This window comes from Sandarakinorhabdus rubra (genome assembly GCF_010994245.1).
GTDB classification, from domain to species: domain Bacteria; phylum Pseudomonadota; class Alphaproteobacteria; order Sphingomonadales; family Sphingomonadaceae; genus Sandarakinorhabdus; species Sandarakinorhabdus rubra.
On the sequence record NZ_WMHO01000017.1, the window covers coordinates 1 to 22,808 of the forward strand.

Consider the following 22,808-nt stretch of genomic DNA (forward strand, 5'->3'; position numbering starts at 1 on the left):
GCTGCCGGCCCGCCTGGGCTGGGAGCACGCCTAACCGCGGGCAATCCTGGGCACCAGGTCCCGCAACGCCGCCACCAGCCGGTCGCACTCCTGCGGCGTGGTGAAGAGCGCCGGCGTCACCCGCACGCAGGCGCCGGCGGCCAGGCCGGGGCGGTGCACGGTCATGATGTTGTACTGGTTCAACAGCGTATCAGTGATGGCGATAGCGTCGGCGGTGCTGGTGTGGCCGGCGATGCGGAAGCTGGTGATGGCGCCGAACGTTGCCGGATCATCACCCACCATGATCTCGAGCCCCTCCAGCCCGCGCAGCGGCTGCACCCAGCGGTTCCGCAGATACTGCAGGCGGGCCAGCTTCATCGGCACCGGCAGCACGCGGTCCTGGAAATCGAGCGCGGCCGGCAGGGTGAGCTGCGGCGCATAATCAACCGTGCCCTGGTGGACCTTCGATTGCACGTCATCGGGCTTTGCGTCCGGCTCGCTGGGGGCCGGCGCGATGAGCTTCGCCATGCCGGGCCGGCACCAGAAGGCAGCAATGCCCACCGGTGCGCCCGTCCACTTGTGGAAGTTCAGCACGGCATAATCGGTGCCGAAATCCGGGATGGTGAAGGGCCGCATCCGGAAGCTTTGCGCGCAATCGACCAGCACGGCCGCCCCGGCCGCCCTGGCCAGCGCCGCGATCTCGGCCACCGGCACCACCAGGCCGCTGCGGTGGGTGCCGTGGGTGAGCGCCACGAACTTCAGGCGCGGAGTGGTGCGGATCGCCTCGGCATAGGCGGCGATCACATTCTCCCGCGTCGGCGCGCGCGGCAGGCTGATCTTCACCGGCCGGGCCCGCCGGCTGGCGGCCAGATACGGCATGGCGCCCTGCGTGGTGTCATAATCATTGTCAGACCACAGGATGGCATCGCCTTCGCCCACCCCGGTGAACTGGCTGACCAGCCCCTGCAGGCCTTCCGCGGCGTTGCGGCAGAAGCCGATTTCTTCGGGCTGCACGCCCATCGCCTGCGCGGCGCGGGCCTTGGCCACCGCCACATCCTTCTGCATCGCCCTTCGGGCATAGAGACTGGTGTCGCGATTGAGCCGGTCGAGGATGGCGCGGTGCACCTCCACCACGGGGGCCGCCGTGTTGCCCCAATAGCCATGTTCCAGCTGCGTCACCGGACCCATCTTCGGATAGAGCGCGGCGATGCGGGCCCAGCCGGCTTCATCATCCGGCGCGATCAGGCCCGCAGGCTGCGCCATGGCCGGTGCCGCGGCAGTAGCCCCCACCAGGGCCAGCGCTGCGCGTCGTGACAACTCCATGGCCATGTTCCCTCCAGATATGTCCGTAACGTCACCTAGTTGCTTGCGTTCGGCAAAACCCGTGTCATGGTGCGACAAAATGACCAGCCGGCGCAACGGCGGGCCGAATGTGGCGAGAGCGGGGGGACGATGATGATGGACAGTGTGGTGGTGGCGATCCTGTGCGGGCTGGCGGCCGTGGCCTATGGCCTGGTCACATCGCGGCAGGTGCTCAGCGCCTCGGCGGGCAATGCCCGCATGCAGGAAATCGCGAAGGCCATCCAGATCGGTGCCGGTGCCTATCTCGCCAAGCAATATACCGCCATCGCCATCGTTGGCGTGATTGTCGCCGCGCTCGTCGGCATCTTCCTGGGCGTCATCCCCGCCATTGCCTTCGTGTTGGGTGCCGTGCTGTCGGGCGCGACCGGCTTCATCGGCATGAACATCTCGGTGCGCGCCAACGTCCGCACCGCCGAAGCCGCACGCCAGTCGCTGCAGGCGGGCCTCACCATGGCGTTCCGGTCGGGTGCCGTCACCGGCATGCTGGTCGCCGGACTCGCACTGCTGGCGATCGCTGGCTATTTCTTTGCGCTCACCTCGTCAGGCCTCGAACCCACCAGCCGCGCGGTCGTGAATGCGCTCGTCGCGCTGTCGTTCGGCGCCAGCCTCATCTCCATCTTCGCGCGCCTGGGGGGCGGCATCTTCACCAAGGCGGCCGATGTCGGTGCCGACATGGTTGGCAAGAACGAGCTGGGCTTTGACGAGGATGACGATCGCAACCCCGGCGTGATTGCCGACAACGTGGGCGACAATGTCGGCGATTGCGCCGGCATGGCGGCCGACCTGTTCGAGACATATGTGGTCACCATCGGCGCCACGATGGTGCTGTGCGCCCTGCTGGTCACCGGCCCAGACGCGGCCAAGCTGATGACGCTGCCGCTGCTCGCCTGCGGCGTGTGCATCATCACATCCATCATCGGCACGTACTTCGTGCGGCTGGGTGGCGGCTCGATCATGGGCGCGCTCTACAAGGGCCTGATCGTCACCGGCCTGCTCTCGGTGCCGGCGCTGTGGTTCGCCACATCCGCCATCTTCCCGGACATGAACACCGTGATCGGCGGCACCGGCGTTGGCGATGGCTTCACCGGCGCTTCCCTGTTCTGGTGCATGGTGATCGGCCTGGTCGTCACCGCGCTGATCGTGTGGATCACCGAATATTACACCGGCACCGAATATCGGCCGGTGAAATCCATCGCCAAGGCATCTGACTCCGGCCACGGCACCAACGTCATCCAGGGCCTGGCCGTGTCGATGGAGTCGACCGCGCTGCCCACGCTGGTGATCGTCGCCGGCATCATCGCCACCTTCAAGCTGGGCGGTCTCATCGGCATCGCCTTTGCCGCCACGGCCATGCTGGCCCTGGCCGGCATGATCGTCGCGCTCGATGCCTATGGCCCGGTGACGGACAACGCCGGCGGCATCGCCGAAATGGCCGGCCTCGATGGCGAAGTGCGCCAGCGCACCGATGCGCTGGACGCGGTGGGCAACACCACCAAGGCTGTCACCAAGGGTTATGCCATCGGCTCGGCCGGCCTGGCCGCGCTGGTGTTGTTCGCCACCTATACCGAGGATCTGTCGCAGTTCTTCCGGGACGTGACGGTCGATTTCTCGCTGTCCAATCCCTATGTCGTCGTCGGGCTGCTGCTCGGCGCGCTGCTGCCCTATCTGTTCGGCGGCATGGCTATGACGGCGGTGGGCCGCACCGCCCAGGCGGTGGCGCAGGATATCCGCGCCCAGTTCCGCGAAAACCCCGGCATCGCCACCCGCGAAGTGAAGCCCGATTATGCCCGCACCGTCGGGCTGGTGACGGCCGGCGCCATCAAGGAAATGATCGTGCCGTCGCTGCTGCCGGTGCTCGCCCCGGTCGTGGTCTATTTCGCCATCACCGCGGTCGCCGGCCAGGGCAACGGCTTTGCCGCGCTCGGAGCCCTGCTGATGGGCGTGATCATCTCGGGGCTCTTTGTGGCCATCTCCATGACCTCTGGCGGCGGCGCGTGGGACAACGCCAAGAAAGTGATCGAACAAGGCGCCTACGGCGGCAAAGGCTCCCCCGCCCACCAGGCCGCCGTGACCGGCGACACCGTGGGTGACCCCTACAAGGACACCGCGGGGCCGGCCGTGAACCCGATGATCAAGATCACCAACATCGTGGCGCTGCTGCTGCTGGCGGCGCTTGCGTCGTAGCCGGGCGAGCCGATAGCGCCCGGCGCTATCGGCCGACTCCGGCAAGACCGGCCGGCGGGATTGGCGAGCCGGCGCCACGGCTTTGCCGGGGCAGAGGCTTGCCAAGGCCCGTTCGACGTGACGGGAACCGCCCCCTCACCCAACACAAGAACGGGCGGCATGGTTGTACGCCGCAGTGTGCACACGCATCGTCCAAGCCATGAGCCAATGGAACTTCCGGGAACTCACACAGCCGGTTGCAGCGCTGTTTCACCCCCCAACGACCGTGCCGCGAGCAGATGCGCCCCAATCGTCAACACGATGACCGGAAACAGCGCCATGTAGCCGACCACCAGTGACTGCTCGACACCTTGCGCCGTCGCCTGGTCGCTGATGTACCCGACATAAAGTGGCCCGCCGCCAAGCCCGATCAGGTTCAGGATGAACAGCAACGTTGCCCCGGCAAGGCTGCGCTGTGATGGCGGAGCTGCATTCTGGACGACGGTCAATGCGGGTGCGAGATACATGTTGTTCAGCAGCGCCGGGATCGCCAGGAAGGCAAGGGCGCTCTGCCATGTCGGCGCCAGGATCATCCCCGCCAGCGCCGGCAGGGTCAGCGCAAAGGCGATGGCCGGCACCCACGCATACCAGCGTTGGTCGCGTCGCCCCAGCCTGTCGACAAGCCAGCCGGCGGCAAATGTCCCGATGAAGCCTGTCACGCCGAGCACCAGGCTGTAATAGGCCGCGACCTCGGTGAGGCTCATCCCCTTCACGCGTTCGAGAAAAGGCGGGTTCCAGCTCAGCATGGCATAGCCGACAAACGCCGACAGCCCGGACGATATGGCCGTCAGCACCATCGTGCGGTTCCGGAAAAAGGTCGCCAGCCCGTCGCTGATGCCCTGTGGCGCCTCATGCACGGCAGCGCCCGACGGGACCGGATCGAGCCCGCCGCGCTTCGGTTCGCGGATCAGCAGCAGCATCAGCAGCGCCAGCACGATCCCGGGCAAGCCGACCGCGACGAAGGCGGTGCGCCAGCCATAGTTCGCTGCCACCCAGCCCCCGACAGCAACGCCGAGCCCCGAGCCGATCGGCACGCCCAGCGAGTAGATCGCGAGCCCGGTGCCACGCTCCTCCGGCGGGAAATAATCGGAGATCAGGCTGTAGGATGGCGGAGATCCGCCGGCCTCGCCGGCACCAACCATGACCCGTGACAGCGCGAGCTGGGTGAAGTTTGTCGCCAGGCCACAGATGACGGTGAACAGGCTCCAGATCCCGCAGGCCGCCGCCATGATCGAAACCCGGCGATATCGATCCGACAGCCATGCAACGGGCAGGCCGCAGCTGGTGTAGAATAGCGCGAATGTCAGCCCGGTCAGCAGGCCGAGCTGGGTGTCGGAAAGACCCATCTCGAGGCGGATAGGTTCCTGCAGGATCGACATGATCTGCCGGTCCATGAAATTGAACGTATAGACGACGGCGAGGAACGAAACGACGGTATAGCGGTAGCGGGAGGGCGCTTGTGCTGCCTGCATGACCTTTGGCGCCCCTTCTTTCCCTGAACCTGCCTGGTCCAATCACGCGTCGGTCCGCTGACCTGCCCCTTGCTCCGCGTTGCCGCTACGGTCGTTTCTATGCTGCGAAGGCGATTTGACGGGCAAGCAGTTTCTGCTCGCGTGCAATGGCGCCGGGTCATCGGTGGGCCCTGTTGCTGCTGCGGACGATGATCGGCTTGCGCGCGCGTCGTCGTTCGGGGCTGGCCATTGGCGACCCACGTCCGCTGGTTCGACCAGGGATCATGCCAGTTCCGCCAGAAATCCCGCCGCCTGCGCCCTGATCCGCGCCTGCTCGTCGGGCGCAAATCGCCGCCAGCCGTCGTACATGCGCCAGAGGCGCTGGTTGCTGGATAGGCGCTCCTCGTGGCGGGCGAGGAAGTTCCCTGGGAAGCTGTTGAACGGGCGGGCGTCCGGACCGGCCCGTCGATTTGCGTCGTAGCGGCTGATGCAGCGGTGGTCGCTCATACCGCCCACACAGGCACCACTCCCAGCCAACCGGGTGCAGGGTCCGCGACCCTGCCCGCCGGAGGCTCCCCCTTCCTTCATCCCAACCCCCTCACACCGGATAACCGCCCCAGCGCTTGATCGTTCGGATGGCGAAGCTGGAGCGCATGGCGCTGACACCGGGGAGGCGGGCGAGGCAGTTGCGGTGGATGGTGTCGAACTGTTCGAGATCGTGGGCGGCAACGCGCAGGATATAGTCGGCGCTGCCGGACATGAGGTGGCATTCCAGGATATCGTCGAAGCCGGCGACGGCCTCTTCGAAGCGGTCCATGGCTTCGCGGCTTTGGCTGGTGAGGGTGATTTCGACGAAGGCTTCGAGCTTCAGGCCGAGGCGAGTGGGATCGAGTTGGGCGCGGTAGCCGGCGATCAGGCCATCGGCTTCCAGTTGCTTGATGCGGCGGTGGCAGGCCGAGGTGGACAGGCCGAGCCGGCTGGCGAGATCGGCGATAGCGGCGGTCGAGTCGCGCTGCAGCGCCTTGAGGATGAGCTGATCCTGCCGGTCCATGCGAAAATATCCCGCTGATTGCGATGATGGCGGAATATCATCCCACGGTGGCGCGATAAAGCCGGAATCTCTGGCAGCACTTCCCGTTTGTTCGGGCGCATACTCCGCACCGTAGAGGGAAGGAGCCTTGCCATGCGTGTCGGGACCGTGCGGGAAATCAAGAACCACGAATATCGGGTGGGCCTGACGCCGGAGAGCGTGCGCGAGCTGGTGGCCCATGGCCATGAGGTTTGGGTGGAAAGCGGCGCGGGCGCTGGCATTGGCGCGGGCGACGCCGATTATGTGGCGGCCGGGGCTGCCATCAAGGCCACGGCGGCCGAGATCTTTGCCGGCTGCGAGATGGTGGTGAAGGTGAAGGAGCCGCAGGCGGCGGAGCGGGCGATGCTGCGGCGCGGGCAGATCCTCTACACCTATCTTCACCTCGCCCCCGATCCGGAGCAGACGGCGGACCTGGTGAAATCCGGCGTGACGGCTATTGCCTATGAAACCGTGACGGGCCCGGACAACACGCTGCCGCTGTTGAAGCCGATGAGCCAGGTGGCTGGCCGAATGTCGATCCAGGCCGGCGCCACGGCGCTGGAAAAGGCGCATGGCGGCCGCGGCGTGCTGCTGGGTGGCGTGCCGGGCGTGCTGCCGGCCAAGGTGGTGATCATCGGTGGCGGCGTGGTGGGCTTCAACGCGGCACAGATGGCGGTGGGCCTGGGCGCGGATGTCACCATTCTTGATCGCGATCCGGTGGTGCTGGAGCGGCTGGACAATCATCTCGAGGGCCGCGCCCGCACGCTCTATTCCGGCCGGGCCAGCCTGGCCGAGCAGGTGGCGACGGCGGACCTGGTGATCGGCGCGGTGCTGATCCCCGGTGCGGCGGCGCCCAAGCTGGTGACGCGCGCCATGCTGGCGACGATGAAGCCCGGCGCCGTGCTGGTGGATGTCGCCATCGATCAGGGCGGCTGCTTCGAGACCAGCCACGCCACCACCCATGCCGATCCGACCTATGTGGTGGATGGCATCGTGCATTATTGCGTGGCCAACATGCCGGGCGCGGTGGCGCGCACCAGCACTTATGCCCTTAACAACGTGACGCTGCCGCACGCGCTGCGCATCGCCGACCTGGGCTGGCAGGCAGCGCTCAGGGCCAACCCGCACCTGGCGGCCGGCCTCAATGTCCATGAGGGCAAGGTCACCTATGAAGCGGTGGCCCGCGATCTGGGCTATGATTGGGTGCCGGTGGCCTCTGTGCTGGGCTGAAGGCTGGCGCCTTCACGCTGGCGCTGTTCATCGAACAGATGGTGGGCAGCACGTTGGCGGCGCGGAGGCCCGCTTGGCACGGAGACGCAAGCAAGAGGCCTCCGGCGGGCAGGGGCTGAGCCCCTGCACCCACTGTTTTCCTGATCGCCGTACCTTAGCGAACTATTGGGTTGAGCACTGAGCCCGGAGTCGCCCCAAATAGCCTAGCGTGCAGTGCCGTGGCCTCGGACTCTGATAAGCTTGCAACGCAATCAGCCACAAAGCGGGCCTTTGTAATGCCAGGTACTTCGGCCAGGAACCTAAGGCGTATTGGCAAGAAGGGCGGGTAGCCAAGCTCCGCGTCGTATCCATCCCATAGCGCCTTAAACAATTCCTTAATTATTCGCTGCTGCCCATGTTGCTGCGCAGCCAAAGTAGGATTTCCAATGATATAATCTCTTGTTATTTGTTTAAGTATGCGAACTTCATTAACCGAGTCTTCATTGAAGACAACGGCTTCATTGCTAGACAAATCTGGATTGATTTTGATTGCGCTTATGTATTTTCCAATAAGTTGTGATGTCATTCGACGGAGTTGCTCTCTCTGAAGACGCGTTCCATCATACGAATCTCCGAGCAGTATACTATAAGTTCCCTCAAGATAGTTTTTCAGACGCTCATAAGCTTCCGTGAGTTTCCTTCGTTCCTCGTCATTAGAGGTCGATCCTGCGGCGCGTTCAATGATTTTGTCTTTTTCGTCAAAGACACGCTGCCATGGCAAGGCATTACATCTATGAAAATCTTCCAAGTCGTGAACTGAGTAAGCAACATCATCTGCCCAGTCCATCAATTCGGCCTCGAGCGTCTTCTTGTCGTGATCGTGAAACTCTCTCGCGAATTCAAAATCGTCTTTTTCAGATGAGTATGCCGACCATTTTTTTGACTTCTTTCCTGATTTATGCCGAAACCAAGGGTACTTCAGACATGCCGCCAGTGTTGCTCGCGTCAAATCCACTCCTGGCGAGTCTGGAAAGCGAACAACAAGCTTCGTAACAATTCTAAAGGATTGAGCGTTTCCTTCGAAGCCCTCATTCTCATGTTCCCGCACCAACTTGTCGAGAGTGTGTTCTCCAATATGACCGAATGGAGGGTGTCCAAGGTCATGTGCTAGACAAGCAGCCTCCACTACTTCCGGGTCGAGGCCACGAATAGACGCTTCGGTAGGTTGCTCTTTCAGGAGTTTTTGAGCCAGTCGCCGGCCAACTTGTGCGACCTTGATAGTGTGCTGCTGCCGAGTGTGAAATACATCGGCTTCGCCTGCGCGGACAATTTGCGTGATGCCCGCCAACCGATGAAAGGCTGACGAGTAAAGCAGCCGATCGCGGTCTCGCTCAAACTCGGTGCGCTGATCCTTGCCCGAGGCTTTGTGCCGACGCTTCTGGCGCTCGGCATCCGTCCAACCCGACACAGCTACGCCGCTACAGCCTCATACACAGGGCTTAACGTCCAATCTTCATTAACGAGGATTCGTCCCCGCTCGACTGCGCGCTGAATCGCAATTTGGCTCTCTCGAACAGGATGCTCATCGTTGATCAAAGCCATGTACAACGTGCGAGCCGTTATGCCATTTCCGAGTCTCAACAGGACCGCAACCACTTGATCGTCTGACGGAATTTCCAGAGACATCATCCACCTCGTTACAAACAGCATAGCGTCAGCGCGTGTATACGCGGTTAACCGTACAGGGCGGCGTTCCAGCTGCCCGCTTACCGATCATCAGAGCGTAACGGCACAATGAGTCGCAAGTGAGTCCAAGCGCCTGCAATGCGTCGCAATGCCTGCCGATCGGAGATCATTCATGACTGGTGCCCCCTGTCTCACACCCTCACAAAATCCACCCTACAAGTCAAACCAATACAGCTGGTGCAGTTGGGGCAAAGCGCACTATCTCAGGCGAGCCGACCCTCACCCAAGCCTAGCGAGAAACGTGCTCGCCTGCGCCCGGATGCGGGCCTGTTCGTCGGGTGAGAACCGCCGCCAGCCGTCGTACATGCGCCAGAGCCGCTGGTTGCCGGACAGGCGTTCCTCGTGGCGGGCGAGGAAATCCCAGTAGAGGCTGTTGAGCGGGCAGGCGTTCGGCCCGGTGCGCTGCTTCACGTCATAGCGGCAGGTTTTGCAGTGGTCGCTCATGCGGTTCACATAGGCGCCGCCGGCGGCGTAGGGCTTGGTGGCCATCAGGCCGCCGTCGGCAAACTGGCTCATGCCGATCACGTTGGGGGCCTCCACCCATTCGATGGCATCGGCATAGACGGCGAGATACCAGCGGTGGACTTCGGCCGGATCGGTGCCGACCAGCATGGCGAAATTGCCCAGGATCATCAGGCGCTGGATATGGTGGGCCATGGCGTTGCGGCGCGTGGCGTCCACGGCTTCGGACAGGCATCTGAGATCGGTGGGGGCGCCCCAGAACAGCGCGGGCAGGGGGCGGGTGGCGCCGAGGTGGTTGCGGGCGGTGTAATCGGGGCCCGCGAACCAGTAGAGGCCGCGCACATATTCGCGCCAGCCCAGGATCTGGCGGATGAAGCCTTCGACGGCGTTCAGCGGTGCGGTGCCGGCGTGGAAGGCGGCTTCGGCGGCGCGGCAGACTTCCAGCGGGGATAACAGCCCGAGGTTGAGCGCGGGCGAGAGCAGGCTGTGGTTCAGCACGTCCTCCCCGGTCACCATCGCGTCCTGATAATCGCCAAAGCCGGCGAGGCGGTGGGTGATGAAGTCATCGAGCGCCGTCAGGGCATCGGCGCGGGTGACGGGCCAGCCGAAGCTGACCGTGCTGCCGAAATGATTGCCGAAGCGGCTGGCGACGAGGGCCAGGACGTCCGCCGTGATCGCATCCGGCGCGAAGCGGATGGGGGCCACGAAGCGGTGGCCCTTCGGCACGGACTTGCGGTTGTCCGCATCGAAATTCCACTGGCCGCCCACCGGCTGGTCGCCATCCATCAGCAGGCCGGTCTGGCGGCGCATCAGGCGATAGAAATCCTCCATGACGAGGCGCTTGCGCGGGCGAGCCCAGTCAGCGAACGCGTCGATGCTGCAGAGGAAGCGGTCATCGTCGAGCAGGGTGACGTTCGGCCAGCCCTGCTGCGCCTCCAGCACCCGCCATTCGCCGGCCTTCAAGGCAACGATGCGGGTGGCACACAAGCGGTCGGCGGCGCGGGTGACTTCGCCGGTGAAGTCGCCCGTATTGGCGGGATCGTCCAGCGTCACATAGTCCACCCGCCAGCCGGCCGCGCGCAGTTCCTCGGCGAAGTGGCGCATGGCGCTGAAGAACAGGGCGATCTTCTGCGGATGGTGGGGGACGTAGGCGGCTTCCTCGGCCACCTCCATCATCAGCACCACGGCGCTGGCGCGGTCCACGGCGCGCAGGCTGGCAAGGCCGTGGGATAGTTGATCGCCGAGGATGGGGACGAGCGTGGTCATCGCCATGCCTGTCGGCGGCCGGGCCGCGGCGGGCAAGGCGGGGCAGTGTCGCGCCCGAAACATGATAGCTGCCGGCGCGGCGGCGCCCGGATATGCTCAGGCCATTGGGGAGAGAGCGCCAGGGAGGCCGCCAGATGTCGATCGATTTCGAGATTCCAGCCGAAGCCAAGGCCATTCGCGAGCGGGTGCGGCAGTGGGTGAACGATGAATGCCGGCCGGCAGAACAGGCGCTGAAGGATGGCGCCGATTACAAGACGGTGCTGGCGGAGCTGCGCGCCAAGGCGCGGGCGCAGGGCCTGTGGCTGCCGTTCATCCCCAAGGAGCATGGCGGCATGGGGCTGGGCCCGCTCGCCAATGCGCTGGTGCAGATGGAGCTGGGGCAGAGCCACCTGGGCGCGCTGTCGATGAACAGCCAGGGGCCGGACGATGCGACCATGCTCACCCTGCTGGCACACGGGACGGAATATCAGAAGGAGAAGTTCCTGAAGCCGCTGCTCAATGGCGAGAAGCGCGTCTGCTACTCGATGACCGAGAAGGCCGCCGGCGCCGACGCGACGGGCATGCGCACCACCGCGGTGAAGGACGGCAACGAGAATTATATCCTCAACGGCGAGAAGTGGTTCTCCTCTGCCGCCAGCGCCGCTGATATCGCGGTGGTGATGGCGCGCACTGATCCGGATGCACCGCGCCACAAGCAATTCTCCACCTTCATCGTGGAGCTGCCCAACCCCGGCTACATCATCAAGCGCGACATCAAGACGATGGCGATCGAGGGCCCGCTGTCGAAGGTGATGGGCGGCGGCCACAGCGAGATCGAGATCAAGGACCTGGTGGTGCCGGCCGAGAATCTGCTCGGCGGCGAAGGCAATGGCTTCAACATGGGCCAGCACCGGCTGGCCTATGGCCGGCTGCGGCACGGCATGCACAATATCGCCATGGCGCAGCGCGCGCTCGATCTGGCCACCGCGCACGTGACGCAGCGCGAGACGTTCGGCAAGCCGCTCTACCAGCGCCAGGCGGTGCAGTTCATGCTCGCCGAGTGCGCCAGCGAGCTCTACATGGCGCGGCTGATGCTGCTGCACATCGCCTACAAGGCGGAGAAGGGCCTGGATCTGCGGCAGGAGAACAGCATCGCGAAGGTGTTCCTGGCCCACATGGTGCACAAGGTGGTGGACACCGCCATCCAGCTGCACGGCGCGCTGGGCTACAGCCAGGATACGCCGCTGGCGAGCTGGTACACCCATATCCGCTCGCAGCGGCTGGTCGATGGGCCGGACGAAGTGCACCGCTGGACGGTGGGGCGCAACGTCATCAAGGCATTCCAGGCGACCGGGACAACGGCTTCGGCGGCCGGGGGGGATTTGATTTAGGCAATCACCCCCCAATATGGGGACTATGACGTCTTCCCCGACCCCGTCGCCGGCAGCCGGCGCGTTCGAACCGATCGAGCGCGTCGCGCATCGCCTGGTCGGGGCCGCGTTTTCGCCGCATCGGCACGACACCTACACGGTCGCGCTGACGATGGCCGGGGTGCAAGCGTTCAACTATCGCGGGGCAACGCGCCACTCGCTGCCAGGGCAGGTGCTGATCCTCCATCCCGAAGAACTGCACGATGGCCATTGCCATGATGAGGCGGGCTTCAGCTATCGCGCGGCCTATGTTCCGCCAACGCATGTCCAGGCCGTGCTGGGCGGCGCGGAACTGCCCTTTGTTGCCAATGGCGTCTCGACGGATCCCGCCCTGATCGCGGCGGCCTGCACCATGGTGATCGATTGCGCCGACGTCACCGATCCGGCGGCCTATGAAGACGCGCTCTTCGATCTGGCCAATGCCATGAACAATGCCGCCGGTCGGCCGGCAAAGGTGAAGATCGCCAACCGCACGGCCGTGATGCGGGCCCGCGAATTTCTCGACACCGCGGTCGTCGATGGTGCGCGACTGGCGCAGCTTGAGGAGGTTGCCGACTGCGACCGCTGGCAGCTGTCGCGCGATTTCCGGGCGTTGCTGGGCACCAGCCCCTACCGCTATCTGCAGCACCGCCGGGTCGATCTGGCCAAGCAGCTGCTGCGCGACGGCGCAACGCTGGCGGATGCCGCCCATGGTGCCGGCTTTGCCGACCAAAGCCATTTCGGCCGCACCTTCCGCAAGGCCGTTGGCCTCACGCCAAATGCGTGGCTGCGTTCGGATCTGTTCCGCACGATCATTCTATAGACGTCTTCGGCGGGCGATTAGCCTGCGCAGCATGACAAGGATGATCTTTTCCGGCGAAACGGCGAAGGGCTGGATAGCGCCGGCGATCGCTGCCCCCTTCATCTGCGTTCTCCTGGTCGTGATCAGCATGTTGCCAGGGGATATCGCGCTCGGACATTTCGGCTTGACCGAACCGATGGGCCCCCCGCGCGGGCCCCTGGGCTTCTTCGTGATGCTGATGTCGTTCATCGCCATGGGGCTTGCGGTCGCCGGCTGGGTGCGCTGGGTGGAAAAGCGCAGCCTCGCCAGTGCCGGCCTGTGTGGCGACGGGCGGCTCAGGCGGTTCTTGACCGGGCTGGCTGCTGGCGTCGCGATGATGGGCGCGATCGTGACGGCGATCGCCCTTGCCGGCGGATACCGTGTCGCTGAACTGGCCCCCGCCTTGGCCAGCCCGGCTGCGCTTGGCTGGATCGTCCTGTTGCTCACCGGCTTCACTGTGCAAGCGAGCGTGGAGGAGTTCGTCTTTCGCGGCTGGCTGTTCTCCGCCGTCATGCGGCGCTGGAACATGGCAGCCGCCTTCATATTGTCGTCCGCCGCCTTCACCTTTGTGCACTATTCGCCCAGGGCAACGCTGCTGGAGATCGTCATGACCTTCGTCTTCGCGATCTTCGCCTGCGCCTGGGTGCGGTCTTCAAACGCGATCTGGGGGGTGATGGGCTGGCACACCGGCTGGAACTGGTTTGGCGGCACCGGATTTGATGTGCCGATCACGGGCATGGACACCGGTCTGCCCGCGCTGGTGGTGAAGATGGTGCCTGTCGGGCCGGCCTGGCTCACTGGTGGCGGGGAAGGGCCTGAAGGCAGCATGCTCACGCTGGCCCTGCTGACGGCGGGGGGCCTGGCCCTGCTGCTGGCCCGGTCGCGCGAACGCCGCGGCATCGATCCGCCCGTTTGAAGACAGGCGCTGCGTTCCACCGGGGGCACGGGCACGTCAGCCGGGCTTACAGCCGTGCTGGTACGAAAAGGGCCGGGCAGTTGCCTGCCCGGCCCCCTTTCCGGCGTGTCCAGCGACCCCCGTTGCTTACGCCGCCAGCGCGATGCCCTCATAGCGCGACAGGTGGAAATCCACGCTGCCGAACTGGTTTTCGATGAGGGTGGCGCGCTTGAAATAATGGCCGACGGCCAGTTCCTGGGTGATGCCGATGCCGCCGTGGATCTGGACAGCGTTCTGGCCGACGAACTTGGCGCCCTTGCCCACCTTGGCCTTGGCCATCGACACGGCGGCACTGCGTTCGGCGGTGTCGAGCTTCAGCGTCGCCATCATCGTCATGGACACGGCCTGTTCGACCTCCATGAACATGTCGACCAGGCGGTGCTGGATCACCTGGAAATCGCCGATCGCCTTGCCGAACTGCTTGCGCTGCTTGGCATAATCCAGCGTCTGCGCGTGCAGCACCTTCAGCACGCCGCAGGCTTCAGCGCACAGGGCGGCGGTGGCTTCGTCGACGACCTGCTCAATCAGCGGCAGCGCTTCCTGGCGCAGCACGTGCTCGGCACCGACAGCGACATTCTCGAAATAGACTTCCGACGCCGAGGTGCCGTGCACGGTGAGATAGTCACGGCGGGTGATGCCCTTGGCGTCGGCCGGGATCAGCAGCAGCGAGATGCCGCCGGCGTCACGCTGGCCGCCGCCGGTGCGCGCCGTCACCAGCAGATGCGTGGCATGCGCCGCGCCTTCCACCACCGCCTTGTGGCCATTCAATTGGCCGCCCTTCAGCGTGGTGGCCAGATCATTGAGGTGGAAACGGCCCTGCGGCTCATAGGCGGCAAAGGCGATGCGGGTGGTGCCGGCGATGATGCCGGGGATGGTGGCATCGGCCACCGCGCCGCCGACATGCTTCAAGGCGCCGCCGCCGATCACCACGGTCGAGAGGTAAGGCTCCAGCACGATGGCGCGGCCCATCTCCTCCATAACCACCATGTTCTCGACCGCGCCGCCGCCGAGACCGCCATGGTCCTCCGCAAACGGCGCGCCCAGGATGCCGAGCTCCTCGGCAAAGGCCTGCCACACCTTCGGGTTCCAGCCCTTGCCTTCGCGCACCACTTTCTGGCGGGTGTCGAAATCATAGGTGTCCGCGAGGTAGCGCGACAGCGAATCGCGCAGCATCGTCTGTTCTTCGGTGAAGTTGAAATCCATCGTCGTTCCCCAAGGAAAAACGCCCCGGCGTTGGCCGGGGCGTTCCAGTTCGTATCAGAGCCCCAGCACCATCTTGGCGATGATGTTGCGCTGGATCTCGTTGGACCCACCATAGATGCTGGTCTTGCGCATGTTGAAATAGACCGGCGCGGTGCGGCGGGCGCTGTCCGGGCCGACGGCAAAGCTGTTGTCGCCTTCGCCCATGGAGCGGAAATAGGGCGCGCCGTAGGTGCCGGCGGCTTCCAGCGCCAGCTCGGTCAGGCGCTGCTGGATCTCGGTGCCCTTGATCTTCAGCAGCGAGGATTCCGGCCCCGGGCCCTTGCCGCTCGATTCACCGGCAAGTGTGCGCAGTTCGGTATATTCCAGCGCCGCCAGATCGACTTCCAGCTCGGCCACCTTGCGCTTGAAGAAGGGGTTGGCCAGCAGCGGGCTGCCGCCATCTTCGGTGTTGCGCGCCACCTGCTTGATGCGCTCGACATTGCGCTTGGAGGCGGCAACGCCGGCGATACCGGTGCGTTCGTGGGCGAGCAGGAACTTGGCGCAGGTCCAGCCCTTGTTCTCGTGGAACACGCGGTTTTCCACCGGCACGATCACGTCTTCCAGCCAGACTTCGTTCACCTCGTGCTCGCCGCCCAGGGTGATGATCGGGCGCACGGTGATGCCGGGCGTCTTCATGTCGATGAGGAGGAAGCTGATGCCCTCCTGCATCTTGGCGGCCGGATCGGTGCGGACGAGGAAGAAGCCCCAGTCGGCATGCTGCGCCATCGTCGTCCAAGTCTTCTGGCCGTTGACGCGATAATATTCCTTGCCGTCCTCACCGGTGAAGCGCTCGGCGCGGGTGCGCAAGCTCGCGAGGTCAGAACCCGAACCCGGCTCCGAATAGCCCTGGCACCACCAATCCTCGCCAGAGAGGATGCGCGGCAGGAACTTCGCCTTCTGCTCCGGCGTGCCGAAGGTGTAGATCACCGGGCCAACCATGGAGAGGCCGAACGGCATCAGCCGCACGCAATCGGCGCGGGCGGTCTCTTCAGACCAGATGTAACGCTGCGTCGCGGTCCAGCCGGTGCCGCCATATTCCACCGGCCAGGCCGGGGCGATCCAGCCCTTCTTATGCAGCACCTTGTGCCAGGCGAGGAAATCCTCCTTGGCCATCTCTTCGCCCTCGTCGATCTTGTCGTTCAGATAAGCGGGATAATGGTCGCGGATGAAGGCGCGCACTTCGTCCCGGAAAGCAATGTCTTCGGCGCTGAAATTCAGGTCCATGAAGTCTCTCCCCAACTCGCAGGTTGACGTTTACGTAAACCCGAATCGGGGGCGCGGCAAGCCTGTGAATTATGTCGCTGCGGCGTCTTGTGCGGCGCTGCCCGGCCCCCACATCCAAGTCATGATGAATGCCCTCTCGCTCCTGATCGGCCTGGTCGCGCTGGGCCTCGCCATCTTCGCCTTCCTGCCATTCCTCGGCTGGGCCAACTGGGCGATCATCCCGCTCGCAATGGTCGGACTGGGGCTGGGCTTTCTGTCGGGCAAGGATGCCGGGCGAAACCTCAACCTGATCGTAGTCGTGGTCGGCGCGTTCCGGCTGTTCATGGGCGGCGGACTGCTTTAGGCTGCGCCTCGCCGTTGCTCTTCCCGTTCCCGGTGGAAGATGTGCGTCGCCATCATGGCGCCCATCATCGGGGCGATCAGGTTCAGGAATGGCATCGCGAACAGACCGGCGGTCAGGACGCCGATGCCCCATGAGTCCCACTTGTGATTGCCCGGCCAGGCGCGGGATTCGCCAATGGCGACGTGGCGGGCGGCAACGGCTTCCAGATATTCGCGGCCCAGCGCCCAGCCGTTGGCGATGATGAACAGCACGAGGGGCCCGACCGCTGTGACCAACAGCACGAGGTAGGCCGGCAGCAGGGCGGTGTTGATCAGCGCCACCCGCATCGCGGCGCGCCCGCCCATGGCGAGTTCGACGCCCAGCCCCAGCGCGTGGCCCTGTTCGGCCGGGTAATAGCGGCGTTCGACCGCCACGATGATCTCGTCCTGCCATATCGCCATCACGGCGGTCGCAATGCTGGTGAAACCCAGCCAGGTGAGCAGCGCGGAGAGCAGCACGGCCGCCGCATCATCGCCGCCCGCTGTCCACAGCCGCACCGCCCAGGCCGGCCAGCCTTCGGGCTCGATCATGGCGACGGAGGTGAACACGCCCCATGCCAGGCCAGCGAACAGGATGAGGGTGACCAGCAGCCCCTTCCACAGCACGGCGCGCACCTTCGGGTCCCCCCAGAGTTGCGCGAAGGCCAGAATGAAGGCGGCGGGCATGGTGGCGAACGCTAGGGTCTGTGCAGTCCGCCGGCAAGCGGCTATGGCACCTCAAACCCGCCATCTGGAGCTGCAATGACCCGCTTCGACATCCTTGCGATGGGCAATGCCATCGTGGACGTGATCAGCAGCGAAACGCCCGATTTCCTGTCTGCCCGCAACATCCCGCACGGCTGCATGCGCCTGATCGATGCCGACGAGGCAGAGACTCTCTATGCCGCAATGGGCCCCGGCCGCGAGATCAGCGGCGGATCGGCGGCCAATTCGGTGGTGGGGGCTGCCACGCTGGGCGCCCGCACCGCTTTCGTGGGGCGGGTGGCGGCCGATCAGTTGGGCGGCGTGTTCACCCATGACATCCGCGCCGCCGGCGTGCATTTCGACACGGAGCCCGCCAGCGCTGGTCGCCCCACCGGGCGCTGCCTGATCGTCGTCACGCCCGATGGCGAGCGCACCATGAACACCTATCTGGGCGCCTGCCAGGAGCTGGATCACAGCAACCTCGATGCGGCGCTGGTGGCGGCATCAGGCATCCTCTATCTCGAAGGCTATCTGTGGGATCCGCCTGGCCCGCGTGCCGCCATGCAGGCGGCCATCAAGGTGGCGCGCGAGGCTGGCAACAAGGTTGCCTTCACCCTGTCGGACGTGTTCTGCGTCGAGGGCCATCGCGCCGATTTCCGCGACCTGCTGACCTCCCATGTCGACATCATGTTCGGCAACGAGAACGAGGTGAAGTCGCTCTACCAGACCAATGACCTCGATGCCGCGATGGCGGAACTTGCCGGACACGCCTGCATCACCGTTGTCACCCGCAGCGAGAAGGGCGCCGTGGTGATCGGCGGCGGCCATCGTTACGAAGTGGGCGGCGAGAAGGTGGCGCGCGTGGTGGACACCACCGGGGCCGGCGACCTGTTTGCCGGCGGCTTCATGGCGGCGCTGGTCGAAGGGCGGTCCCTGCCCGATTGCGCGCGCGTTGGCTGCATCGCGGCGGCCGAGGTGATCAGTCACTTTGGCGCGCGGCCGGAGACGGACCTCAGGGCGCTGGTGGCGCACAAGCTGGGCTGAGGCGCGGCCGGCGGCGGAGCCGCCGAGTCCGCTTCGGGTTGAAGCAACAAGGAAGGGCGTCGCGGCAAACCCGCGCCGCCGGACGAGCCAAAAAGGGCGGCCTGTTGGGGCCGCCCTTTTCGCTCGCCGTCCGGACGCAACCGAGTCGGTGATTATCGCTGCGCGATAATCACGCGCCGGTTAAGCATCCTTCCCGCCCGGCGTGTGGATCCCCGGCAGCGGCGCCACGCCCTGCGGCGGCACGTCGGGGCTCAGTTCGCCCACCTCGGTGACGCCGCGCGCCACGTTGGAGCGGGTACGGCCATAGAGGAAATAGAACACCAGGCCGATGCCGGCCCAACCGAAGAACACCAGCTGCGCCTCGATCGACAGGAAGGCGAACAGCAGCAGGCAGCCCAGCGCCGCCATCGGCGCCACCACCCAAACGGCCGGCGTGCGGAACACGCGGCGGCGGCCGGGGTCGCTGCGCCGCAGCGCCATGATGGCCAGCGCCACGAAGAAGAAGGCGCACAGCGTGCCGCCGTTCGACACCGACGCAAGCTGGCCCACCGGGAAGAAGGCGGCAGCGATCGCCACGCCCACGCCGGTCATGATCGTCACCACGTGCGGGGTGCGATACTTGGGGTGCACCTTTGACAGCGCCGCCGGCAGCAAGCCGTCGCGGCTCATCACGAAGAACACGCGGGTCTGCGCGAACATCATCATGAGAACGACGGACGGCAGCGCGAAGCCGGCGGCAAGGCCGAGCACATTGCCGATGCCGGGATAGCCGATCATGCGCAGCACATGGGCCAGCGCCTCCTTGGAGCAAACCACCGGCATCGTCGCTTCTGCATAGCCGGCGCACTGCTTGGCCAGTTCCAGGCTGCCCGGATAGAGCGCCTCGCCATTGGGGCCTGACACCGGCTGCGCGCCATAAGCGCCGATCACGCCGGCGCCCACCAGCATGTAGAAGATGGTGCAGATCACCAGGCTGCCCATAAGGCCGATGGGGATGTTCTTCTGCGGGTCCTTGGTTTCCTCGGCGGCGGTGGACACCGCGTCGAAGCCGACGAAGGCGAAGAAGATGATGGAAGCGGCCGAAATCGCCCCGGTCACGCCCAGCGGCAGGAAGGGCACGAACTTGTCAGCCTGCGCCATCGGCACGGCCAGCGCGACGAACGCCGCCAGCGCCACCACCTTGACCGCCACCAGCACGGCATTGACCGTGGCACTTTCCTTGGTGCCGATCACCAAGAGCCAGGTGATGGCCAGCGAGATCAGAACGGCCGGCAGGTTGACGATGCCGCCGGCATAGGGCCCGTTCACCAGCTCTGGCGGCACCGTGATACCGGCAAAGCTCTGCACCACGCCCACCATGTAGCCAGACCAGCCGACCGCCACGGCCGAGGCCGCCACGGCATATTCCAGCACCAGCGCCCAGCCGACGACCCACGCCAGGATCTCGCCGAAGGTGGCATAGCTGTAGGTGTAGGCGCTGCCCGACACCGGCACCATCGCCGCCAGCTCGGCATAGCAGAGCGCGGCCAGGCCGCAGACGAGGGCCGAGAGCACGAAGCTGATCAGCATCCCCGGCCCGGCCAGCTGCGCGGCTTCGGCGGTGAGCACGAAGATGCCGGTGCCGATGATGCCGCCGATGCCCAGCATGGTGAGCTGGAAGGCCCCCAGCGAGCGGGTGAGCGACTTCTTCTCGGCCGTCGCCAGGATCGCGTCCAGCGACTTGATGCGCCATGTGTTCAAGTGGATTCCCCTCGGCAACCTTGGTCAGATGGGCCACCGCGCCCCATCTCCCATGGGGGCGGCGCCGTGTGTCATGGCTCCGTCATGCCCAGCAACGCGCCGCGCGGTCAAGGTGGCTGTGCACCCCATGCCAGCCCCTGTGTGAGTGGGATCACAAAAAACACGCGCGGTGTGTTGCCGCACAGACACGGCTGCGCTAGTTTGCGTGGATGCTGCTGCCTGCCGAATCCGCCGTGCTGGCCCGCCTCGATGGCGGGCGCGGCGCCATGCTGGCCGAAATCGAGGCGTGGGCGGCGGTCAACAGCGGCAGCCGCAACCTCGAAGGCCTGGCCCACACCGCCGATCTGCTGGCGGCGGCCTTCGCGCCGCTGGGGGCCGAAATCCGCCGCGTGCCGGCCGCGGCCGCCAGCTGGATCACGCCGGCCGGCGAGGCGCAGCCACTGGCCCATGGCGACAATCTCCACATCGTCATGCGTCCGGAAGCAGCTGTTCGCGTGCTGCTGACCGGCCACATGGACACGGTGTTTGCGGCCGATCACACCTTCCAGGCCTGCCGCTGGCTGGATGCGGACACGCTGAACGGCCCCGGAGTTGCCGACATGAAGGGCGGCATCGCGGTGATGAAGGCGGCGCTCACCGCCTTCGAAGCCAGCCCCTTTGCCGCGCAGCTTGGCTGGGAAGTGGTGTTGAACAGCGACGAGGAAGTGTCGTCTCCCGGTTCCGCGCCGTTGCTCGACGCGGCGGCGCGGCGCTGCCACCTCGGCCTCACCTATGAACCGGCGTTGCCCGACGGCACTTTGGCCGGCGGACGCGCCGGATCGGGCAATTTCACCGCCAGCATCCATGGCCGCGCCGCCCATGCCGGCCGCAATCCGGGCGATGGCCGCAACGCCATCCTGGCGGCGGCCGATCTGGCGCTGCGTCTGGCGGGCCTGATTGGGGACGATCTGTCGGTCAACCCGGCGAAGATCGAGGGCGGCGGCCCCAACAATATCGTGCCCGATCTGGCGGTGCTGCGCTGGAACATGCGGCCACGCACCGCCGCGGCGCAGATGCGCGCCGAAGCTGGCATCAACGAAGCGGTGGCGGCCGTCGCGCTGGCGCATGACGTGGGCATCCACGTCCATGGCCATTTCGCCCGCCCGCCCAAGCCGATGGACGCGCACCAGCAACGCCTGTTCGAGCTGGTGAAAGACTGCGGCGCTGCCCTTGGCATCGGCATTGGCTGGCGCGACACCGGTGGCGTGTGCGACGGCAACAACCTGGCTGCCACCGGCCTGTCGGTGGTGGACACGTTGGGACCGCGCGGCGGCGCCATCCATTCGGCCGACGAATTTCTGTGCGCCGATTCGCTGGAGGAGCGGGCGAAGCTATCGGCCCTCCTCCTGATGCGCGTGGCGCAAAGCGGGTGGCAGCGGTGAGCGGTAACAGCCTGTGGCGGGTGCGCGCCGCGCGGCCCGATGATCTGCCGGCCGTGCTGGCGTTGGCGCAACTCACCGGCGGCGGTTTCACCAACCTGCCGGCCGACGAAGTGGCGCTGGGCCGCCGGCTCGACTGGTCTACCAAAAGCTTCCTGCGCCCTGACGGCCCGCCGCAGAACGAGCTTTATCTGCTGTTGCTGGAAGAGGTGGCGACGGGCCGCATCGGCGGCACTGCCATGATTTTCAGCCGGATCGGCGCCGAATGGCCCTTCTACAGCTATAAATTGTGCACGCTGACGCAAACCAGCAAGGAGCTTGGCCGCACGCTGCGCACCCAGTTCCTGTCTCTCACCAGCGATTTCGACGGCGCGTCGGAAGTGGGCGGGCTGTTCCTGCATCCCGAGCTGCGTGCCGGTGGCCTGGGCCGGCTGCTGGCCCGCGCCCGTTACCTGTTCATGGCCGGCCACCGCGCCCGCTTTGGCAGCACGGTGATCGCCGAGCTGCGCGGCGTGATGGACGAGGCCGGCAACTCGCCATTCTGGGATGCGCTGGGCCGTGCCTTCTTCGGCATGACCTTCCCGGAAGCCGACCGGTTCAACGCCATCCATGGCAACCAGTTCATCGCCGACATGATGCCCAAGCACCCCATCTACACGGCACTGCTGCCAGAGGCCGCGCGCGCCGCCATCGGCCAGCCGCACGCCAAGGGCCGCGCCGCGCTGGCCATGCTGGAAGCGGAGGGCTTCGTGTTCGACAATTATGTCGACATCTTCGATGGCGGCCCCACGGTCTCGGCTCGCATCGATGACGTGAAGACGGTGCGCGGCGCCCGCGAGACCGAGGTGACCGCCTTGGTCGACCATGTCGAGGGGCCGGACCAGCTGATCGCCACCGGCCAGTTGACCGCATTCCAGGCCTTCACTGCGCCGCTCGCCGATGGCGCCATGCCCGCCCGCATTGCGCAGGCGCTGGGCATCACGCCAGGCACGAGGATCCGCCATGTCATCAGCTGAGCTTGCTTCCACCGATCCTTGCACTGGTGAGGTGATCTGGACGGGGCCAACCGGCGGCGTGGCGGCGGCGGTGGCGCGTGCCCGCGCCGTCGCGCGCGGCTGGGCGGC

General features: G+C 65.7%; 19 protein-coding genes. 9 read left to right on the forward strand and 10 right to left on the reverse strand.

Features of this window, described 5'->3' with window-relative positions; translation table 11 throughout:
* Positions 1-30 precede the first annotated feature (30 nt).
* A complete protein-coding gene (locus GJV64_RS02180; protein WP_164155654.1) occupies positions 31-1,302 on the reverse strand; it encodes an aminotransferase class V-fold PLP-dependent enzyme in 1,272 nt (423 codons plus the stop codon).
* A 135-nt stretch (positions 1,303-1,437) separates the two neighbouring features.
* Between GJV64_RS02180 and GJV64_RS02185 the strand changes: the two genes are divergently transcribed.
* On the forward strand, positions 1,438-3,525 hold the full coding sequence (locus GJV64_RS02185; protein ID WP_164155670.1) for a sodium-translocating pyrophosphatase: 2,088 nt from the start codon (positions 1,438-1,440) through the stop codon (positions 3,523-3,525).
* 224 nt (positions 3,526-3,749) lie between these two features.
* Here the strand turns inward: GJV64_RS02185 and GJV64_RS02190 are convergent, their stop codons facing one another.
* From GJV64_RS02190 to GJV64_RS02200, 3 genes are all read right to left on the reverse strand, one after another.
* The gene (locus GJV64_RS02190; protein ID WP_164155655.1) at positions 3,750-5,078 is read right to left on the reverse strand and encodes a spinster family MFS transporter; all 1,329 of its coding nucleotides are present in this window, start codon (positions 5,076-5,078) and stop codon (positions 3,750-3,752) included.
* Between the two features lie 219 nt (positions 5,079-5,297).
* Positions 5,298-5,522, reverse strand: coding sequence for a hypothetical protein (locus tag GJV64_RS02195; RefSeq protein ID WP_205599497.1), 225 nt, complete (start codon positions 5,520-5,522; stop codon positions 5,298-5,300).
* 91 nt (positions 5,523-5,613) lie between these two features.
* Positions 5,614-6,066: an Lrp/AsnC family transcriptional regulator gene (locus tag GJV64_RS02200; RefSeq protein WP_164155656.1), complete on the reverse strand. Its 453-nt coding sequence runs from the start codon at positions 6,064-6,066 to the stop codon at positions 5,614-5,616.
* A gap of 132 nt (positions 6,067-6,198) precedes the next feature.
* Between GJV64_RS02200 and ald the strand changes: the two genes are divergently transcribed.
* Complete coding sequence (ald, locus tag GJV64_RS02205; protein WP_164155657.1) at positions 6,199-7,314, forward strand: alanine dehydrogenase; 1,116 nt, start codon at positions 6,199-6,201, stop codon at positions 7,312-7,314.
* A gap of 154 nt (positions 7,315-7,468) precedes the next feature.
* Here ald and GJV64_RS02210 read toward each other — a convergent pair whose 3' ends face one another.
* On the reverse strand, positions 7,469-8,761 hold the full coding sequence (locus GJV64_RS02210; RefSeq protein ID WP_164155658.1) for a deoxyguanosinetriphosphate triphosphohydrolase family protein: 1,293 nt from the start codon (positions 8,759-8,761) through the stop codon (positions 7,469-7,471).
* A 497-nt stretch (positions 8,762-9,258) separates the two neighbouring features.
* Positions 9,259-10,767, reverse strand: a complete 1,509-nt coding sequence (locus GJV64_RS02215) for a cryptochrome/photolyase family protein (RefSeq protein WP_164155659.1) — start codon at positions 10,765-10,767, stop codon at positions 9,259-9,261.
* Positions 10,768-10,901: 134 nt separating this feature from the next.
* Here GJV64_RS02215 and GJV64_RS02220 point away from each other — a divergent pair, with 134 nt between their 5' ends.
* From GJV64_RS02220 to GJV64_RS02230, 3 genes are read left to right on the forward strand one after another with little or no spacing between them, the layout of a single operon-like run.
* Positions 10,902-12,137: an acyl-CoA dehydrogenase family protein gene (locus tag GJV64_RS02220; protein WP_164155660.1), complete on the forward strand. Its 1,236-nt coding sequence runs from the start codon at positions 10,902-10,904 to the stop codon at positions 12,135-12,137.
* Between the two features lie 25 nt (positions 12,138-12,162).
* The gene (locus GJV64_RS02225; RefSeq protein ID WP_164155661.1) at positions 12,163-12,978 is read left to right on the forward strand and encodes a helix-turn-helix domain-containing protein; all 816 of its coding nucleotides are present in this window, start codon (positions 12,163-12,165) and stop codon (positions 12,976-12,978) included.
* Positions 12,878-13,912, forward strand: a complete 1,035-nt coding sequence (locus GJV64_RS02230; RefSeq protein WP_164155662.1) for a CPBP family intramembrane glutamic endopeptidase — start codon at positions 12,878-12,880, stop codon at positions 13,910-13,912. Before GJV64_RS02225 ends, GJV64_RS02230 begins: the two co-directional genes overlap by 101 nt.
* Before the next feature lie 126 nt (positions 13,913-14,038).
* Here the strand turns inward: GJV64_RS02230 and GJV64_RS02235 are convergent, their stop codons facing one another.
* Together GJV64_RS02235 and GJV64_RS02240 are read right to left on the reverse strand one after the other, a co-directional pair.
* The gene (locus tag GJV64_RS02235; RefSeq protein WP_164155663.1) at positions 14,039-15,154 is read right to left on the reverse strand and encodes an acyl-CoA dehydrogenase family protein; all 1,116 of its coding nucleotides are present in this window, start codon (positions 15,152-15,154) and stop codon (positions 14,039-14,041) included.
* 54 nt (positions 15,155-15,208) lie between these two features.
* Positions 15,209-16,417, reverse strand: a complete 1,209-nt coding sequence (locus GJV64_RS02240) for an acyl-CoA dehydrogenase family protein (protein ID WP_164155664.1) — start codon at positions 16,415-16,417, stop codon at positions 15,209-15,211.
* On the opposite strand from GJV64_RS02240, the gene GJV64_RS15720 reads away from it, so the two are divergent.
* A complete protein-coding gene (locus GJV64_RS15720; protein WP_328799159.1) occupies positions 16,416-16,760 on the forward strand; it encodes a hypothetical protein in 345 nt (114 codons plus the stop codon). The genes GJV64_RS02240 and GJV64_RS15720 overlap by 2 nt on opposite strands.
* On the opposite strand, the gene GJV64_RS02250 is transcribed toward GJV64_RS15720, so the two are convergent.
* Positions 16,757-17,464 (reverse strand): EI24 domain-containing protein, encoded by a 708-nt coding sequence (locus tag GJV64_RS02250; protein ID WP_164155665.1) that lies wholly within the window; start codon positions 17,462-17,464, stop codon positions 16,757-16,759. The two genes, GJV64_RS15720 and GJV64_RS02250, sit on opposite strands and share 4 nt — an antisense overlap.
* Positions 17,465-17,539: 75 nt before the next feature.
* Here GJV64_RS02250 and GJV64_RS02255 point away from each other — a divergent pair, with 75 nt between their 5' ends.
* The gene (locus tag GJV64_RS02255; protein ID WP_164155666.1) at positions 17,540-18,526 is read left to right on the forward strand and encodes an adenosine kinase; all 987 of its coding nucleotides are present in this window, start codon (positions 17,540-17,542) and stop codon (positions 18,524-18,526) included.
* A gap of 180 nt (positions 18,527-18,706) precedes the next feature.
* On the opposite strand, the gene GJV64_RS02260 is transcribed toward GJV64_RS02255, so the two are convergent.
* A complete protein-coding gene (locus GJV64_RS02260) occupies positions 18,707-20,266 on the reverse strand; it encodes an amino acid permease (RefSeq protein WP_164155667.1) in 1,560 nt (519 codons plus the stop codon).
* Positions 20,267-20,475: 209 nt separating this feature from the next.
* Between GJV64_RS02260 and GJV64_RS02265 the strand changes: the two genes are divergently transcribed.
* Positions 20,476-21,687 carry a hydrolase gene (locus tag GJV64_RS02265; protein WP_164155668.1) on the forward strand — a complete coding sequence of 404 codons (1,212 nt, stop codon included), beginning with the start codon at positions 20,476-20,478 and terminating at the stop codon, positions 21,685-21,687.
* The gene (locus GJV64_RS02270; RefSeq protein ID WP_164155669.1) at positions 21,684-22,700 is read left to right on the forward strand and encodes an arginine N-succinyltransferase; all 1,017 of its coding nucleotides are present in this window, start codon (positions 21,684-21,686) and stop codon (positions 22,698-22,700) included. The genes GJV64_RS02265 and GJV64_RS02270 overlap by 4 nt, the downstream gene beginning before the upstream one ends.
* Positions 22,701-22,808 lie beyond the last annotated feature (108 nt).